Below are 18,289 nucleotides of genomic sequence, written 5' to 3'. Positions count from 1 at the left end.
CAGCTCTGGGTAACCGCACAATACTAGAATTTGAACAAATAATGCAATTTAAAAATGTAGCTTAACTTTTTGTCCCGTTTTTTGTTGCAAGTTCACCTCTTGGCGTTTGCTCATCAACATCATCAATTGATACTGTTTCAAACGTTCCATCATCGTTTCTTTTTAAATGGCGAGATGCAATTAATTCGTATTTAACCAGTCCATAAGCAATATCAACTTCTTCGGGTTTTGGACTATTGGATTTTATCCACGAATACGAGTACGTATCTTCTATATCAGGATCAAGGGCTGGTAATCCATCGAGAAGTGCAATTCTTTGTGCATATATATGATCATATCCGATGGCAAAATGATTGGCAGCCTGATCCTTGCCTTCAAATTTATCCCTGATATACCAATTTCCAGAGATTGTTCCTTTTACGTCATAGTCGTTTTTTCCTCCATAGGGGGGTAGTTCTCTAACATTCTTACTTAAAAATTCCGCTTTTACAGGGTTCTCGTCCTTATAGTAATCAAAAATGTCTACAGCAAAATAATTTTCAAAATAGGCCCCTTCTGGATAACAAAATGACTTACTGTCCCCCACATCTAAATCATGAACTCCGATATCTAAAGCTGAAAGGGATGAGATGTAACCAATAATATCCCCTGATTTTACTTCAATTTCAACATCTAAAGGGCTACCTTCTATTACAGGATCTGTTTGATTTGAAATAAAATCTGCAAATCTGCCTACATGGCCTAGTTTGGTGCTTATGGTTGTACTATACTTAACGGTCATGAACAAATCACCACCACCGGCCCCCAGTTCTATAACGACCCCATCGGCCATAGCATAAATAGGCGTTGTTGGTTCATCGACCCCATATTCAAAATGATAAAAACCACCATGATCCTGAGGGAACACCCCGAATCCTCCCATGGGTTCATATGCAGCAGCTCCATCTAAATCCATGGGTGGGAAGTCGAAAAATATTTTACCTTCCGGATAATTATATCCCACCTCTTCTTCCATCTCTTCTTCCATCTCTTCTTTCTTGGGTTCTTTTGGATCATCCTTACCACAACTCCCTGTGGTAAATAAAAAAAGAAAAACCAATGTCGAAGAGATAAAGATTTTTACAATGTTGCTAAAAGAATGCGTAGTTAGACGAGTTTTTGCTTTCATGTCACTGATTATTGGAATAAGAACAATTAAATATTAATAAGTCAGAAAAAAATCTGTGCTTTAGGTCGATATATTTTTTGCCTAAAATCTTTTTCCAATTTACCTAGACTAGAGCCTCACTTGAAATGTAAAAAAAAATTTATTTTTTACTGTTTCATTAAATTCATCACTATGAAGTACAATTATTGCAATGATGAATGGCTTTACAAAGGATTAGGAAGCCCACTAATATAAACTCGAAATGTTCCCTAATTTGAATGTGGGTCCATCATGGTCTCCTTCTCTTTTTCAAAATCTATTTGGGTGCCAACTTTTTGTTCTTGATAGCTGTCACCAAATTCAAAAACCACAACAATGGTAAGCTCTATGAAAGAAGAGAAAAGAAATTTGATTCGTATGGTGTTGATTAATTTTTCATGGTATTTGTTTTTTGTTATTTAATTCTTGGTGAAAGCTAACGTAGGGCTATAGCAACAAGTTACTAAATATTTAACAAACCATTAGTCAAATGGCGTTTGCTTTCCGCCACTTACATAGAGAAATCTTTTTGCCCGCCCTAACGTGCCTCCGCCAGTCCGCCCGTGCGGACGGGAATGGTTTGATGGGCTGGTTTCGGTACGGGCGGGTTTTCACCTGCCACGCTTTGTAGCGTGGTTATTTTTTTGGTCACCTATCCGTTGATACCAGTAAATTACTTTTCAGCGTCTGCCAACTTCTTGGTATCCACAAATTGTTGAAAGGCCGTAATTTTCCCTTCATTATTAAGCGTCCATAGATGTGCGGCTTGTGCATTATAGGCCTTACCAGTTGCTTTTACTTTCGCATCATAACGCAGGGTAGCTAGAACCTTATTGTTATTCATACCGTGGATTTTAACATCCTTCAGCCCAAAGTGCTCGTGGTTGGCTCCAAGACGCGCAAAAACGCCTTCTAAAATTGCATTTGGACCAACATAGGGATTGCCATCTGCAAGCGAATTACTTTCAGCTTCGCTCCATTCAATAGCAGGATCCATAGACCCGAGAACTGTAGGCATATCTCCCGTTGCGAAAGCGTTGTAAAGATTCTCTATAACCTGAAGGTTTTGTTTATTTTCCATGATTTTTGATTTAAGTTAATAAATGTATTTCTAATTGTTTTTAAGTCATTCGAAAATTGATTTCTTCTTTTCTAAGGACATCATAAGTCCAAGTGTGATTATTTTACTTTATCCATTTCTTAATGAAGCACAGCTTAGGCTATTGTAATAAGTTGCAAACTATTAGTCGATTGGCGATTGCTTTCTGCCACCTCCCCCTAGCAACCTACACAATAACAATGTAGGGCTGGTTACTATTAGCCATGGTTGGTATAGGTTATTTATTTGAGTTTTTCAATTCATTTAACCATAAGCCATAATCAAAAACATGATGTATTCTTTCTCTTTGATCATAACTAAAAGTATTGTAAGAACCTGTATAATCCATAAAGTTGTCATTAGTATTTTCACCTTGATTATCGGAACAAGGTTGGTTTGGATCATTTATAATATATGAATAAGTGTCTTGACAAAAATCGCTTGAAGTACAATTGTCATTGGAGAATACGTGAAGTAATCCTAGGGAATGACCCACTTCGTGTATTATAGCCGTAGAATTTAAGGCATTGTTGGTATCTAGCCAAAAACTCGGAAAAATATCATTATTTGGCTCAAGTTCGGAATTATCTGGGACTGTAACTAAACCGTTGAGAGGATAAGATTCATAAGTCCAGGGAGATGCTGCACTTCCTCTGGCCTCTTGGTCCGGACCTATCCATAGATTTAAATACATTTTTGGATTCCAAACAGTTGCCAAACCCAAATCCCAATACTCATTAAAGCCTAATTTATTGTCGTTTGCAATATCAAAGCTTTCAGGAGATTCTGGTACACCATCATCATATGAACTTCCATCAATTCTATTTATTCCCGGTTCAGGTAATGGATCATCATTAAAATCCAAACTTGCCAGCCGAAAGACAATTTTTGTATCAACAGCATTGGGATTGTCAGAGTTGTATTGATTTGAAAAACCCTTATTTAATTTATCCAATAGTGCTGTAACTTGACTTTGGGCTAGATTGGTTCCAGAGCCAATGTCTTCTCCAAAATGAACAATATGAAAGATAACGGGAACAGATATTGAAGGATAATTAATGTTTTCCCTCGCGTTTAAATTAATGGTATTTGATTCAATACCATAGGCTTGAATTTTTAAATCATGACTCCCAGTTACTGCAGTAGAATACCATAAATCCAAGTTACCCAATACATTCCCATTATCAATGATTTCATAATCTACATTATCAACTGGACTGCTATTATCATCATAAAAGATTACAGATAATTCTGCCTTAGAATTACCATCAGCAATAATCAAAGATGTATTAGAACTTAAGTTTATGCTGGAAAGATTAACTTTTACTTCTTCTGCAGTGATCGTTATTGAATTTGACTTAACAAGATCAATTTTAGCATAAACATCATATTGTCCTGCTGTATTGGTGCTAAAGGTATTGGAGTCTTGGGCAGTCCCATTAATATAAAAGGTAACACTTGAATTTTGTATGGTATTTTGATTATCATCACGAGCTATTACGGAAAAGGTAGCAGTATCATTTCCATCGGCCAAAATTGTTTCGGAAGAAGATGAAATTTCAACGGAAGCAACTGTATTTGAGATTTGTTGTTTATCATTTTCACTATCACTATCATCACTACTACAACTTAAATTGATTAATAATAGAAATAGGCAAAATATTTTTTTCATAATTCTAGGTTTTTATTGTAGGCCAACGTAGGGATGTAGCAACAAGTTAACATATACCCATTTTAGCAAACTTCAGGTCAACTGTGCGGTATCCGAATACTTTTTTGTATCCTATAAATCCTATAATCCAATGAATTAACGCTAGTATAGAAGAGGCATTACTACAACCAAGAGCTAGTTTCCTAGCTTCTAAGGTAACAATTATTGCTATTGGTATTGGCTTCATCGATGAAATACGGAATTATCTGTTGTATTACATCATTTAGTCGTCTGCCGCTAAGTGGTTCATGTGGAAATGTAAAGACCTAAATGAGGTGTTTGGTACATCTTTTTATGCTTTTCCACATACGTAACAGCTGAAGATGAGCTGTTTACATAGTTTTGAGAACACAATTAATTTTAATTTAAAAACAGAGATCACAAAAACAAAATCATTTTTACATCCAGCCGTTTTGTCTTTACTTTTTAATGGTATTTCCTGAGGACCTGATGATGAAACTTGTCAGGAAAGTCCTGAAATATGTACATGTTTTAATGGTCCTCTTAGATGTGCTTCTCCGGGCGGAACTAACGAGATGAAATCATATTCCCTCATTGCGGTATCCAAACTCCCAGTTGGAAAGAAGTAATTATTTTCCCTACCCGAAGTTTAATAGTTCAAGAACTGTAAATAGTAGTTAGGAATACTATTGCCCAACTTAAAGTTTTATAGGCAAAATTCTAGCGGGTAACAAAGGGGGTATTTTTTTTGAATCCTAAAAACGGTGTACAGCTTAGTACAGCCGTCATCCATCTTATGGCGACCTCTCCAGAAACATGGTATAACATTTCCAAGGTGGTTTTACCATCGCTACCTGCTCGTTCGATGAAAGCAATAGAAAAGCCATTCGTAAAATTAATATGTATCATAATAAAAATTATAAACATCGGTAGTATTGCCAATATGGCAACAATTATCCAACCGTAATTTCTTTTTAAGGATTTTAACTGTTTGTTTTTAATGCTTCTAAATCTTTTTCAAGAGTTTCAGCTTTTGCCTTAAATTTTTCCATAGCTTTTTTAAGTTGACTTACTTTTTTAAATACCTCATCATCCTGAATGACTTGGTAAGATGTTGTTCCATCTGTTTCTTTTATTCTTGACTTGCTGCCACATGTTGGGCAAATGGATACTTGACTCATAATTCTTTTACTTTTTAATAGTTGCCAATACTACTTTTCCACCAAATTTAGTTTGTAATTGATACTTCTGATTTTGACCAATCGTTCTTAAAAATGCTTTAACTTCTGTCATTTCTGCATTATCAATATATATAAATGTGTTTGCATGAAAGTTAGGCTCCAGCATTTGGAACAGGGGTAAATACAAATCTTTCCAACCGTCCAATAATAATAAGTCTATAGGGTTATCATGATTTTTTAATGTTTTTAATGCATCTCCAATTCTAACTTCAATATGACTGTTTACACCAGCTTTTTTAAAATTTTCAATTGCCTGTTTAGCTTTCGATTCAATTAATTCCGTGGTGATAACGCTCCCTCCAGTTTCCAACACACCTTGTGCCAAGAACAGCGTCGAAATTCCGAATGAGGTTCCAAACTCAACAACATTCTTAATGTGGTTTTCCTTTATGAGTTGCACCAAACCTACTCCTTGTTCTTTCGAAATGGAAAGATACGAATCCTTAAAATCCAATGGGTGCATAGGTTTGAAAATGCTTTTTGCTGCACCCTTCATCATATTGAGCATATCGTATTTAGAATCGTTATAGAGTTCTTTTAAGGTTGATGCTATTTGCTTTTGTTGTTTTGTAATCATAATTTTTTTGGAAAAGGAAACATTTAAAATGTTGTTGAATGAATTAAGAAACCTAGTGGTGGGTTAAAACCAATCGGCTCCAGGGTCACCAGGAAAGAAAGCATCAGGTAGTGATAGATAGATACCACCTTCCAAATAGTTAGGGTAACGCAATTCCAGTTCATCCACTACTTCTTGTTGAGTGGAAGCAGTACCTCCTCCAGAAACAGTTTCAGTTCCTTTAATAAGGCCTTGAGCAGTTTGTAGATAATCTATATTTTCATCAATTACAGTTCCAATATCGGAACGTGAACCATTATGCCCTACAAAAAGATGACTGTAACCCGAAAAATTAGTTTTTAAAACATTTAGACCTGCTACCCAATTGTCTATTTCATCTTCACCTGCATTAGGCGTGTATTCTCTTAAATAAGGATGCGCAAGGTTGTATACAAGGTCTCCAGAAAAAATTATTTTAAGTTCTTCATTGTATAAATAGCCATTTTCTCCAGTTTCAGCGTTAGAAACTTTATCGAAAGTAAATGATAGGCCTCCTATTTCTTGAGAGCCGCTAACACCTATTACCGAATTAGGGTATAAACCTGTAAAATCATCGGTATTGTTCAATTGGTCTGCCACCGTGTTTTCTGCATAAAAATCCAAATCGGTAAAATTCCCCGCTCCTCCATAATGGTCACCATGGTTGTGGGTTATAATTACAGCTCCTGGTTTGTTAATAGCATCTACATAGGCTTCCAACTCATCTGCAAAAGCAGGTGCCGGTCCTAAATCCACAAGTACTATATTGTCTTTTGTCTCAACAATTGTAACGGTATATGGCGCCGCAGCAAAATCAATGGTATGGTATCTTGCCGTATTTTCTGTAATTACATTTACCACGCCGGTTGTAATCAATGAACTTGATGGTGCTTCTCCGAATTCTACCATTACAGGTGTCGTTTGCTCACTGTTATCATCATTGCTACATGAAACCAATAATGTTGATGCAATGATTGCCAAGAACCAAAAATTTAATTTTAAATATTTCATAATTTTTATTTTTAAGGATTAATTTATTTAACACTGCAAAGGTGATGTGCTTCTACAATACTATTTTTGTCAAAACGACAATAAAAATGGTAAATATGAAACCATATGTTGAAGTTGTGTAAAATCCATCTGGACAAATCAACAAGGCGTTGATCACTGAATAAAACAGGTATAAATAAAAAATCTGATGAATCTTTTTCAGACTTCATCAGATTTTATAATAGATTCCAATAGACCCCTATTCCTCCTAATTATGGAAGATAGCAATGAATAGAAGGCTAAAACTAATTTGCAAATTATTCAGCCGTATTTAAATGATCGATAATTCCACTTTTGAATACCGTTTTCAAGGTTCTTTCTGGCTTGTTTTCGTAACCTACTATAATCGAACTATGCACAAGCATTTTTTCAAAATCAAAAACAAGGGTTAGATAGTCCTTTTTATCTGTTTCGTGCCAGTTGATCAAATAAAGATCATTGCCAATTTTACGGGAACGATAGGGTATATCCTTGTTTCCATTTCCTTTTGCTGGTCCGGCGACCCATTCATATTTGGCTTTGCCATTATAAAATTCCATATGTATGGCAGTACCATCCTGATACTGGAAATTCAATGAATATCCATCCAAGAAATGTTCAGGCTCTCCAAATTGAAATTTATTTTCGTCCGTGGTTTTGCTTTGAGCCAAGCTAAGTCCAACACTAAATAGAGCAAGGTAAAGAAATGTAGCTAATTTTGTTTTCATTTACTATGATTTTAAAGTTTGGTACAAAATTGGGCCAATTCAGAATAATCCGGTAGGTGAATCTTCGGATAAGAATGGTAAATATGGGAACGAAACCGCTATAAGTCAGTTTTAAACTGTTTAGGGCTAGTGCCAGTATGCTTTTTAAAGAATTTGGTAAAATTTGTAACTTCATCGAATCCCACTGCATATCCAATTTCCTTTAAACTGTAATTGGAACTTGCAATGGTTCTTTTAGTTTCAAGAATCACTAAATTATCAATAAATTGTTTGGCAGTATTTAGTGTAAATTCTTTTACTATTCCATTTAAATGCTTTGTAGAAATTGAGAGCATATCCGCATAATCCTTTACATTTCTTGTGGCAGTATACTTTTCTTCCACTAAATTTTTAAACTCAAGAAATAATGGATAGTGCTTTGGGTGTTGTTTTGGTAAATCATTTGCCTGCGAAAGACGTTCCAACTTTAGTAGGTACAATTCTAGAAGTTTAGCCACAATATTTTTTTGAGCATAAGTGTTTTCTGCTTCCAGTTCATCTTTTAACTGCCCAATAAACGATTCATTAAAATTACTGCCATCAACAGCAGTTTTGGAAATATGATAATTATAGAGATGTGATATAAACCGGATCGATGATTTTGAAAAATATTGGAGCACAAATTCTTCCGTAAACACAATTAGGAAACCGTCATAACTCGGATTTTCTTCAAAAGCATGCACTTGTCCCTTTGCTATTTTTAATACGGTACCTTTTCTTAATGGATATTCTTTCAAATCAACATGATGGCTTCCCGAACCTTTGGTAACGATCAACAAGGCAAAAAAGCTAAGCCTATGGGGTTTATTGGGGTTATGATCTAATCCTGTTCTTATTTTAGCTAAAAGATGGGATAGATTAAGGAACTCAAATTCCTTTTCATCTATTTCGCTTTCAAATGATATGTTGGGTATGTTGTTCAGACTGGTAAGTTTATTAAGCTTTAGCACTCTTAGGGTTGTGAATTGACTAATATACCTCCGAGTTCTGTTTATTTTCTATATAGTCCTTTACTACTAAATACACGTGTTAATCTACTATTGGTGGCAATACTTCCTTAGAGCTATTTACAATAGTAAGAATTATCAATAATATTCAAGGTGATAAATTCTAAAATGGCTAATTTAAGACGCTAAAATAGAATTACCCTAGCTTTCAAAAGGTATGAACCACACAAACCACCATTACCACTTCCTTTTTCTGATAATAGCTTTATTTTTTATGGGTTGTAAAACAGCTCCACATGAAGATTCCGGCAAAGAAATTACTTTACGCCTAACTCCTTCCTCTGATAATCCCAGAAATAGCGAAGGTGATTTTATCCAGCTTAAAGATGGTCGGATATTGTTTGTTTATACCCATTTTACGGGTGGAGCGGGTGATCATGCCAAAGCTTATCTGGCGGGGAGATATTCCAGTGATGGCGGCCAATCCTGGACACAGGAAGACGTTAGCATTATACCCAACGAAGGTAGAATGAATGTGATGTCCGTTTCTCTATTGCGGCTAAGTGATGGAAGTTTGGCCCTTTTTTACATTAGAAAAAACTCCGAAACGGACTGTATACCATATATGCGCATTTCTACTGATGAGGCAAAAACTTGGAGTGAACCTATCAGGTGTATGGAAGACGAAGGATATCATGTTGTAAATAACGACAGATTGCTTCAGTTGCCCAATGGCAGGATCATTTATCCTACTTCACTGCATGGTGAGGTTGAATCCAGTATGACTGCTAATGGAAAGATATATTGCTATTTCTCGGATGATCTGGGAAAAAGCTGGTCGAAATCCATGGAGGTACCCAATCTTAAGAACGTAGTGTTGCAAGAGCCAGGAATCGTGGAATTGGATCATGGGAAAATGATGCTCTTTTGTCGGACAGACGCTGGTGTACAATACTTCTCCTATTCGGAAGATGAGGGCGAGACCTGGTCGCCAATCGTAGCGGGAAATATAAAATCGCCACTTTCCCCAGCTTCCATAGAGCGCATTCCAAAAACAGGAGACTTATTGTTGGTATGGAACAACAACTACGAAAATTCAAGAGATGGTGGCTACAGAACTCCCTACAACCTAGCCATATCCAAAGATGAAGGAAAAAGTTGGGAGAAGATAAAGACCATAGAAAGTGACCCTGATGGTTGGTATTGCTACACTGCAATAGAATTCCTTGATAATCATGTGCTCTTGGGGCATTGTGCAGGCGATAGAAAGGGTGGGCATGGTTTGGCTACTACGCAAATCACCCGCCTTAGCTTGGATTGGATTTATCAGGATGCTGCAGAAAATCCCAAATTGGCATCAGATCAAAATGGCAACATCCAATTGGCATCCAAGGACAAAACAGCCCAAATTTATTATACCCTTGATGGCTCTCTGCCCAAACCGGAAAATAAATTTCTATACAGCAAACCGATTGTCATTACCAAGAAAGCCTTGTTGCGTATGCAGGCATTTTCGGCAGACAAAACTCCCAGTCAGATCGTATCTGCGGAAATTGGCACCGACATTTTTGAAGAGGCACAGCAACTAACGGAGAAACCGACAACAGGGCTCCATTATAAATATTACAATAAAGAATTAAGCAAGGCGAGAGGCCTTGAAAAAAAGCAGGAAACAGCATCCGGTATAATCCCTCAATTTTCCATAAAAAACAGTCCGAAAACAGAAAATTTCGGTTACGTCTTTGATGGATACATAAATGTCCCAAAAGATGGATTATACACCTTCTTTCTCGAATCAAACGATGGAAGTGTGCTATTCTTGAATGATGAGGCGCTCATCGACAATGACGGGGCGCATGGCAATTACGAAAAAAAGGGCTCCATTTCTTTAAAATCCGGTTTGCATAAAATCTCGCTCAACTATTTCCAGCAAGGAGGCGGAAGTAAATTGACTTTATCCTGGCAAAGTGACGATTTTGAGAAGGTAGAAATTCCATCAAATATGCTTTTTCATGGAAATTGATTATTTCAGGATACAGTTTATTGCAGTAATCATTTCATTAAAAGAAGGCATAAAAAAACGGATTGGCAGTAACCAATCCGGGGATTTTTAAATACTTGAGTTTTGTGGAGAGAGTAGGGGACACGCTCCCCCCGACCTCCGGTTTGTAAATTCCTACCAGGGCTTTAAAAAACCCCTATTTACAGGTCTTTCCAGATGCTAATTTATAAGAACGTGTTCAGTTTTGTGTTCACTATTGCTATTGATAATTTTAAAGCTAATTAGTTGAATTCTTGTAGTTGAACTACCGTTTAGCTAACAAAATGTTTCTAGTTAATATTACAACCATTTTTATCTTCAAGTATAACAACAGATTGTACTATGTTGCCGTCTCCGCAAGGTACGGGCAGATATGAATCCATACTTATTGTTATGTGCTTCTTCTTATTTTAAAGCATCAATTCCTGCTTTCACAATCTTTAAAATCCGATCAGCATCCTGTACACATCCTTCCCATATACCGCTCTGCGTCGCTGCCCAAATTTTAATATCATTGGGCAATTCTGGATGTGGTCGAAGTTCTGGATGTGGTGATCTGCTTGAAAACAATTCTGCTATTTCGGCTTCACTTAGTTTGGCATTGGGATCGCTGTGCGAGGCTATTAAATTTATACTTCCACTTAGATTATCGCAATCAATTTTGATTTCAATGATATCTCCATCTTGAACCTTACTGATAGGTCCTCCTACTAGAGCCTCTGGACCAACATGTCCTATACATGCGCCTGTGGAAACGCCAGAAAAACGCCCATCGGTAATCAAGGCTATCTCTTTTCCAAAGGATAATTGTTTCAGAGCGCCCGTGATTTGGAAGGTTTCTTCCATTCCTGTACCACTTGGCCCTGTTCCAATCAATATGATAATATGACCTGGCTTTACCTCTCCATGATTAATTGCCTTCATGGCATTTGCTTCAGAGACAAATACTTTGGCAACTCCTTTTTTATAGTATATACCGTTGTCATCGATCATTTCTGGAGCGATTGCACCGCTTTTGATCAGCGCCCCTTCTGGTGCCAAATTTCCGATGGGGAAAGTCAAGGTGCTTTTCATGTTGGCCTTCTTCGCTCCTTTAGGAGATAGTATCACTTTATCAGGATGTGCATCAGGATTAAAGGTCTGGAGGTTAAAACGTACTTGTTGACGTCTATTTCTTTTATTCTCTGCTTCCCAAGTGAACATTTTGCCGCCCTGCTCCCAGACATCCAAATTTTCGCCCAGTGTTTTGCCTGTAACAGTGAGGCAATCTTCTTTGAGTAGCCCTAATTTTCGCAAATGTAACATTACCTCTGGTACTCCTCCAGCAGCATATACGTGTGCTGTGGAGTACTTCCCCGCTGGGAGCACATTGACCAATCGTGGCGTTTTTCGGTTAATATTCTCCCATTCTTCTCGAGTAGGCATGGGTAGTCCCGCTGCATGGGCTATAGCAGGGATATGCAGTAAGAGGTTAGTAGATCCGCCAAAAGCAGCATGTACTACCATAGCATTGTACACGGCATCTTGAGTGAGGATCTGACTGGTATATATATTGTTTTTTGCCAGATTTACCAGAGCAATGGCTGAATCTTTAGCAAGGGCATACCAAATCTTCCCTCCAGAGGGGGCTAATGCCGAATGTGGCAATGCCATTCCCAATGCTTCCGCAACGACTTGGGAGGTGGCCGCCGTTCCCAAAAAATGACAACCTCCACCTGGTGTCCCACAAGAAGCACATCCATGGGATTGTGCCTCTTGCAATGATATTTCTTTATGGGAAACAAGCGATGGTAATGATTGTACCGAACCCAAATCTTTGATTCCTTTGGCGATTAATGTAACTCCGCCGGGCATGATAATCGTTGGTAAATTGGATTCATTAGCCAATGCCATCATCATCGCGGGTAGGCCTTTGTCACAAGTAGCGATGCCCATAACGCCTTTGCGATTGGGCAAAGAGCGTCTTAAATCTCCTAAAACTGTGGCGGCATGATTGCGATAGGCCAATGAATTCATCATGCCTGTAGTGCCTTGAGTACGTCCATCACACGGATCGGATACAGATACATAATAGGGTTTGGTAAAGAGGTTTTTGAAAGCACTTGCAGCAACTTTTGCGGCATCCCCCAATTCGAAATGTCCTGAGTGCATGCCCAGTGCCAGGGTCTCTTCACCGTTCTTTAATCCTCCCGCAGTACTCATTATAAGGAATTCCGATTGATTTACATCTCCAGGATTCCACTTCATCCCGGCATCCTGTATTTTACCAAAGATGTCACCACTGGGCTTGTTTTCATAGTCTTCCCGTGATATTGGTAGTAGCCCTTTTCTTGGGGTAACTTCTAAAGGGAAATAAAAGGGACTGTTCTCTTGGAAGTGCTCTTTATCGTTATTGCTCATATTTCTTTAAAATCGTGATACGAAGGCATCAAGTTAATCTATCAGTTACAAGGGAAAATATTTTTCAAAAGGATACGTCCTTATCATTTTAAACTACATCACATTTATCTACACCAAAAGTGAGGGATAGCTTAAGCAACAGGAAAAAAGGAAGCTTAGGAGGTGAGCAATCATCTGTCAAGAACGATTTAAGGTATTGTCAATTGCACATAACGCGTTTGTATATAGTTAGTTGGGTGTTTTAAGCACTTAAATTAGCAATCCGCCAGTCCGCCCGTGCCGGTAGGGACAGGAACGACTCTGTGGGGCTGGTTAATTATAAACGATGTTGGTAGCTGGTTTTTTATTTTCCTTCTAGTTGTCTTTGATATTCCTCCGCATCATAAGTTCCGATTGATTTTTTTATAAGGCCTTGGTCATTCATTGTCCATTCTTCAAATCCGTTAAAATCAACTTTATTTCCAGTTCCGCCAGGTCCAGTATTTGTCCCTTTAAATGTCCAATAATATCTGTAATTTCCGCTCTCGACTGTTAAACTGTCCATAGTTAATTCAATATCAGGAAAAGCTTCCATATAGGATTGAGCAGTTTCTGCTAATTGTTTACTTCCAACTGCCGGCTTTCCATTATTTACAGTTAGGATACCATCTTCGGCATAAAATGAGCCATTCCCTCCGGTTGTTTACTATTCCAGGCATCTGTATATTTTTGTCCAAATTCAACCATTTTGTCGTATTCCGACTTTTCAGATTTACATCCTGTAATTATCGTCAAGATTATCAATGGTATTGTTAAAATTAAGAATTTCTTTTTCATATTATTTGGTTCAAATTGACTCTAAAGCATTTGTATATCTCTAGTGGCGTGGTTTGTTCTGTTCTTTTGCAAAACAATTCACACAATTTGTAGAAGACTAATTATAGTTAACCAGTTAAGGTTTAAGCCATTATTTATATTCGGTGTTGCCATAGTTATTTTACCTTTTTTCTTCTCCCTTTTTCATATCTGTAATTAGAGTCTCTTCCATATCCAATTTCATCTATCACTTCAAACCTAAAATTTTCCAAATCTTTAGTCTTTATGATCTTAATTCCAAAAGGTTCGTTTACAAAGTAGGCCTGTTTGTCATCCTTAGCATAAAAATGAATATCACATTCTAAATAATAAGGGGAATTGTTACCTATACAGTCTTCTAAAAAGTGAAAAGTTGCAGGATTAGCGCCTTCTACTATTTCATTTTTAAAATACAGATTTCCTTTGTCTTTAAATACTGTTGCAACTTTTGGGTGAACTTGTTCAAAGGTATTAACATCACAAGTCATTTTTATGGTATGTGCAAAGAAAATGGAATCGCCTACTCTTTGGTAGCTTTCATTGATAGGCGTCATTTCAGAAAGGGCATAAGGTAATTTAGATTCATACCAGTAATCGAATTCACCAGAAGTTAAGTAGCCATTATCAATATCTATAATGCGAAAATTGTTTGGACTTGCCTCTGGTAAGATTGTAAAACCACACATATAACTTTTTAGATATACAGCGTTTTTATCTTTAAAATAAATGGTGTTTTCAGCTTCATTTGCTTCAATTAAACTAAAGCTGGCAATATCAATCTTGTTCAGATATTGTTCAAAACAAGTGTCATCATAATAATAAATACAATTGTTATCTTTTGAATATCCGTTACCTAAATTTACCCATTCATGATCATAATCTTTCCCTCTAAAAATTTCAAATTCTTTGCCTGATTTATCTTTTACAAGTTGTCTGTCCCAAAATAAATCCAAGATTATTAAATCGTTCATTTTAAATTTTTATAAATGTGGTTTTAAAACTTAGTTGTTTAAATTCTGTTCTGAAATTATAGGAAGTAATAATAAGGTATTTTTAGTTTTAGTAAAATAAATAGTCTGGAATATATAATGAGCCAATGGCTAAAAAAGTAGAAATTAAAAGTAGGATTATAATAATTTTGGCTTCTGTAACTTCAACTTTTTTCTTAATTCTTATCCCTTGTTTTATTATAGTGTAAATAAACACTATGATTCCACTAACCAAAAAGATAGTATACTTTCCAAAGTCAAGAAATCCTCTAAATCCTGTACTTAGTTCCGATTTTAGAATAAAAAAAAGTATAATTCCGATTGGAATATAAGCTAGAAGTATTGTTTTGTAGTTTGTTTTTTTCAAATTATTGCTATGTCACGTTTATGATTAGTTACGTGGTTAAGCACCTAATTTAGCAAATAAATTACAGATAGAATATTCCTCAGGAATGTTCGTAAGTCGGCAGTGACCAAGTAACCCGCCAGTCCGCCCGTGCTGGCAAGGACAGGAACGACTCTGTCGGGCCGGTTAAATATACACATTGTTGTCCACTAGCTTTTATTTTATTTGTTTCAATAGGTCATCATATTTATTTGCGGAAGTTTAGTTTTAATTACTTCTTAAATGAATTACACAAAATTTTAAAAGAAGTGAAATGTTGTTTGCGCAAGTATTTTGCATTAAGAGAAGAGGTAAATAAAAAATCCCTTTAGCTAAAATATTTTTTTAGTATTTATATGTATTGTTTAATTGGCATATAAAGGTAAGTTTCCTGATTTATTCGTCTTTTATAAAAAAGGTGTCTGATGCCATTGATAAGCTTGATGTTGTTGCGCGCTCATGCTAAACAATATGAACTATTTCGTTTTCAATAGCCATATTATCATGTACTAAAACAGTACTTTTTATAAAGAAATGCTTAATCAATTAACACATGAATTCTTTAATTTCATTAAGCCCTTTATAAATCTTTCCAAGTGTAATCACTAACGATTTATGGGTATAATTATACAGGATAGCTTCTATATCATTTTCAAACAAAGTGTCTAAATATTCTACTACAATTCCTTCTGAGAGTAGAATAACGATTGCTTTTTCTAAAGTTTAATCACCTTTTTCTATGGTTTTAGGTTTTATTTTCATGAATATGACAAGGATTTATATTTTTGAAAACGCTTGTCTATATTGATCTGTAGTTTATTTATTAATTGGTTATTTGTTGATTTGAGCAATCTATCAAATCGTTTTTCCATTTTTAAATAATCTTCAATTTTTAGTGTTGGTTGATTTGAATCGAGCTGAAATGATTTCAATTTTCTTGGGTCATTTCTATATAGCAACCATTGGCCAGATGCAACTGCTGCTTTATGATACTGACTTGGATTTCTCATGTCAATACCATGAGAATTACTATGGCAATAGGCTATAATTACTGATGGACCATCAAAACATTCGGCTTCTTTAAAAGCCTTTAATGTTTGTTCTTGGTTTGCGCCCATTGCAACTGAAGCCACATAAACATCCTCATAAGTCATTGCCATTAATCCTAAATCTTTTTTTTGTTTTGCTTTGCCTAAATGGGCAAATTTAGCTGATGCTCCAAATGGTGTTGCCTTAGACATTTGCCCACCTGTATTGGAATACACTTCGTTGTCCGAAATTAGAATATTTACGTTTTTACCAGATGCAATAACATGGTCCAAACCTCCAAAACCAATATCGTATGCCCAACCATCACCACCAACACACCAAACACTTTTCTTAACTAAAGCATCTGCACAACGATTAAGTTCATCGGCATCACTAGTTTTAATTTTATTAAGAATTTCTTTTAGTTGCGTTACTCTATTTTGCTGTTTAATAATTTCAATTTCTGAATGTTGTTTTGCTGTGATAATATCATGTACTAAATCAAAATCAAGGAATTCCATCATTTTTTTAAGCAAAGTTCTTGCTTCGTATTCTTGTTGGTCTAATGATAATCTAAACCCTAAACCAAATTCCGCATTATCCTCAAATAATGAATTTGACCATACAGGACCTTTTCCTGCTTTGTTTTTTGCCCAAGGTGTTGTTGGTAATGCTGCACCAAAAATTGAACTTGAACCTGTGGCATTAGCAATTAACAGTCTGTCTCCAAATAATTGTGATAATAATTTAAAATATGGGGCTTCACCACAACCATCATCTCCATTTGAATATTCAAATAATGGTTCTTGTAGTTGTTGCTGACTAACTTTAGAAGTATCAATAATAGTCCTATCCAATTTTGGAAGGGTATCAAAATATCTCCAATATTCATTATTTAAATCCGACTTATCTGCCATAAATAATGCCTTTTCCGAACAGGCATCAATACAATTATTACATGCATTGCATTGGTTAGAATTAACTTGAATAGTAAAATTCATTAAGTCAAAATCGTTTGAAATTACAGATTTGAAACCTTGCGGAACTTCTTCTAAATTTTCATCTTCAAATACTTTCATTCTTATGGCACTTTGTGGACATGCCATACTACAAGCACCACATTGGGTACAACTATTTGGATTCCATTTAGGTATCGTCGTCGTGTTTGTATTTGGGTTATAAACTGAAGTATTCGTTGGATATGTGCCATCAACTGGCAATTCGCTTACAGAGACTTTATTTCCATTATTTGCTAATAATTTACCTAAAAGTGTCGTTGTAAAATCTTTATCATCTTCAATTGAAATCGTATCAAAATTCGTTTGAATTGAAGTATCAACTTTTATGAATTGCTTTTTTATTTCTGCTAAAGTAGAATTCTCAGTAAGTTCATTTATTAAGGCAAGAAAACAAGCTTGAAGAGAAGAAATTGAATGTTTTTCAATGTTATAACTTTCTTTTAAATTATTACTATCCACAATAATAAGCGTTATCTCTTTTTTGATAATTTGTTCCTGAATTGCTACAGGAAGTGTCTGCCAAAATGCATTGGTCCGAAGTGAAGTTGCAACCAAAAGTGTTCCGTTTTGTCTTATGTTTTTTAACACATTGTCATTTACAATGAAGTACTCATTTTGGCAAACAATAAAATCGGCATTATTAATTAAATAAGGTGCTTTAATGGGTTTTGAATCTAGTCGTAAATGCATCACATTTCTGGATTCTGATTTTTTATAATCGCCTTCTGAATACGATTGAACGTACTGTTCTGTTGTGTTTCCAATCAGTTCTGACACACAATTGAACTTGTTTTTATTATTTAATGATTGATGTTGATAGAATAATGCTTGGTAAGTTTCTATATTGATTTTGAATTCTTCGGCGTACGATAAACTTAAGTTGGTAAGGTCATCGAAAATACCAATAGTAAAATTGTTTTTTGGTTGAAGGGATTTTAAATTATTAAATACGGATTTCACCATGTAGCCTTACCCTTTTTAGGACATCTCTAAATTCAACAATTTTTCTTTAATATTGGTCGTTTCGGGGAAGAATTCTTCCCCGAAACGGTCTTT

General features: G+C 35.8%; 13 protein-coding genes. 1 reads left to right on the top strand and 12 read right to left on the bottom strand.

All coding sequences use genetic code 11. The features are described 5' to 3' along the window. Positions 1-61: 61 nt before the first annotated feature. From MWU82_RS23275 to MWU82_RS23240, 8 genes are all read right to left on the bottom strand, one after another. Positions 62-1,168 carry a M23 family metallopeptidase gene (locus MWU82_RS23275; RefSeq protein ID WP_247098117.1) on the bottom strand — a complete coding sequence of 369 codons (1,107 nt, stop codon included), beginning with the start codon at positions 1,166-1,168 and terminating at the stop codon, positions 62-64. Between the two features lie 691 nt (positions 1,169-1,859). Next, a complete protein-coding gene (locus tag MWU82_RS23270) occupies positions 1,860-2,267 on the bottom strand; it encodes a nuclear transport factor 2 family protein (RefSeq protein WP_247098116.1) in 408 nt (135 codons plus the stop codon). Between the two features lie 256 nt (positions 2,268-2,523). After that, a complete protein-coding gene (locus MWU82_RS23265) occupies positions 2,524-3,957 on the bottom strand; it encodes a M43 family zinc metalloprotease (RefSeq protein ID WP_247098115.1) in 1,434 nt (477 codons plus the stop codon). Positions 3,958-4,940: 983 nt separating this feature from the next. Next, positions 4,941-5,138 carry a hypothetical protein gene (locus MWU82_RS23260; protein ID WP_247098114.1) on the bottom strand — a complete coding sequence of 66 codons (198 nt, stop codon included), beginning with the start codon at positions 5,136-5,138 and terminating at the stop codon, positions 4,941-4,943. A 7-nt stretch (positions 5,139-5,145) separates the two neighbouring features. Then, complete coding sequence (locus MWU82_RS23255) at positions 5,146-5,775, bottom strand: class I SAM-dependent methyltransferase (protein WP_247098113.1); 630 nt, start codon at positions 5,773-5,775, stop codon at positions 5,146-5,148. 63 nt (positions 5,776-5,838) lie between these two features. Next, the gene (locus MWU82_RS23250; protein WP_247098112.1) at positions 5,839-6,804 is read right to left on the bottom strand and encodes an MBL fold metallo-hydrolase; all 966 of its coding nucleotides are present in this window, start codon (positions 6,802-6,804) and stop codon (positions 5,839-5,841) included. Between the two features lie 296 nt (positions 6,805-7,100). Beyond that, complete coding sequence (locus MWU82_RS23245; protein ID WP_247098111.1) at positions 7,101-7,550, bottom strand: MoaF N-terminal domain-containing protein; 450 nt, start codon at positions 7,548-7,550, stop codon at positions 7,101-7,103. A gap of 98 nt (positions 7,551-7,648) precedes the next feature. Next, positions 7,649-8,539, bottom strand: a complete 891-nt coding sequence (locus MWU82_RS23240; RefSeq protein ID WP_247098110.1) for a helix-turn-helix transcriptional regulator — start codon at positions 8,537-8,539, stop codon at positions 7,649-7,651. 271 nt (positions 8,540-8,810) lie between these two features. On the opposite strand from MWU82_RS23240, the gene MWU82_RS23235 reads away from it, so the two are divergent. Continuing rightward, on the top strand, positions 8,811-10,559 hold the full coding sequence (locus tag MWU82_RS23235; RefSeq protein ID WP_247098109.1) for an exo-alpha-sialidase: 1,749 nt from the start codon (positions 8,811-8,813) through the stop codon (positions 10,557-10,559). A 423-nt stretch (positions 10,560-10,982) separates the two neighbouring features. Here the strand turns inward: MWU82_RS23235 and MWU82_RS23230 are convergent, their stop codons facing one another. From MWU82_RS23230 to MWU82_RS23215, 4 genes are all read right to left on the bottom strand, one after another. Then, positions 10,983-12,977, bottom strand: a complete 1,995-nt coding sequence (locus tag MWU82_RS23230) for a YjhG/YagF family D-xylonate dehydratase (protein WP_247098108.1) — start codon at positions 12,975-12,977, stop codon at positions 10,983-10,985. 343 nt (positions 12,978-13,320) lie between these two features. Next, the gene (locus MWU82_RS23225; RefSeq protein ID WP_247098118.1) at positions 13,321-13,620 is read right to left on the bottom strand and encodes an ester cyclase; all 300 of its coding nucleotides are present in this window, start codon (positions 13,618-13,620) and stop codon (positions 13,321-13,323) included. 328 nt (positions 13,621-13,948) lie between these two features. Continuing rightward, the gene (locus MWU82_RS23220) at positions 13,949-14,782 is read right to left on the bottom strand and encodes a DKNYY domain-containing protein (protein WP_215950035.1); all 834 of its coding nucleotides are present in this window, start codon (positions 14,780-14,782) and stop codon (positions 13,949-13,951) included. 1,161 nt (positions 14,783-15,943) lie between these two features. Next, positions 15,944-18,196 carry a 2-oxoacid:acceptor oxidoreductase family protein gene (locus MWU82_RS23215; protein ID WP_247098107.1) on the bottom strand — a complete coding sequence of 751 codons (2,253 nt, stop codon included), beginning with the start codon at positions 18,194-18,196 and terminating at the stop codon, positions 15,944-15,946. Positions 18,197-18,289: the final 93 nt, after the last annotated feature.

The organism is Arenibacter sp. S6351L, assembly GCF_023016025.1.
Lineage (GTDB): Bacteria > Bacteroidota > Bacteroidia > Flavobacteriales > Flavobacteriaceae > Arenibacter > Arenibacter algicola_B.
The sequence above is the reverse complement of the archived record's forward strand: the minus strand, read 5'-3'. Positions and strand labels throughout refer to the sequence as shown.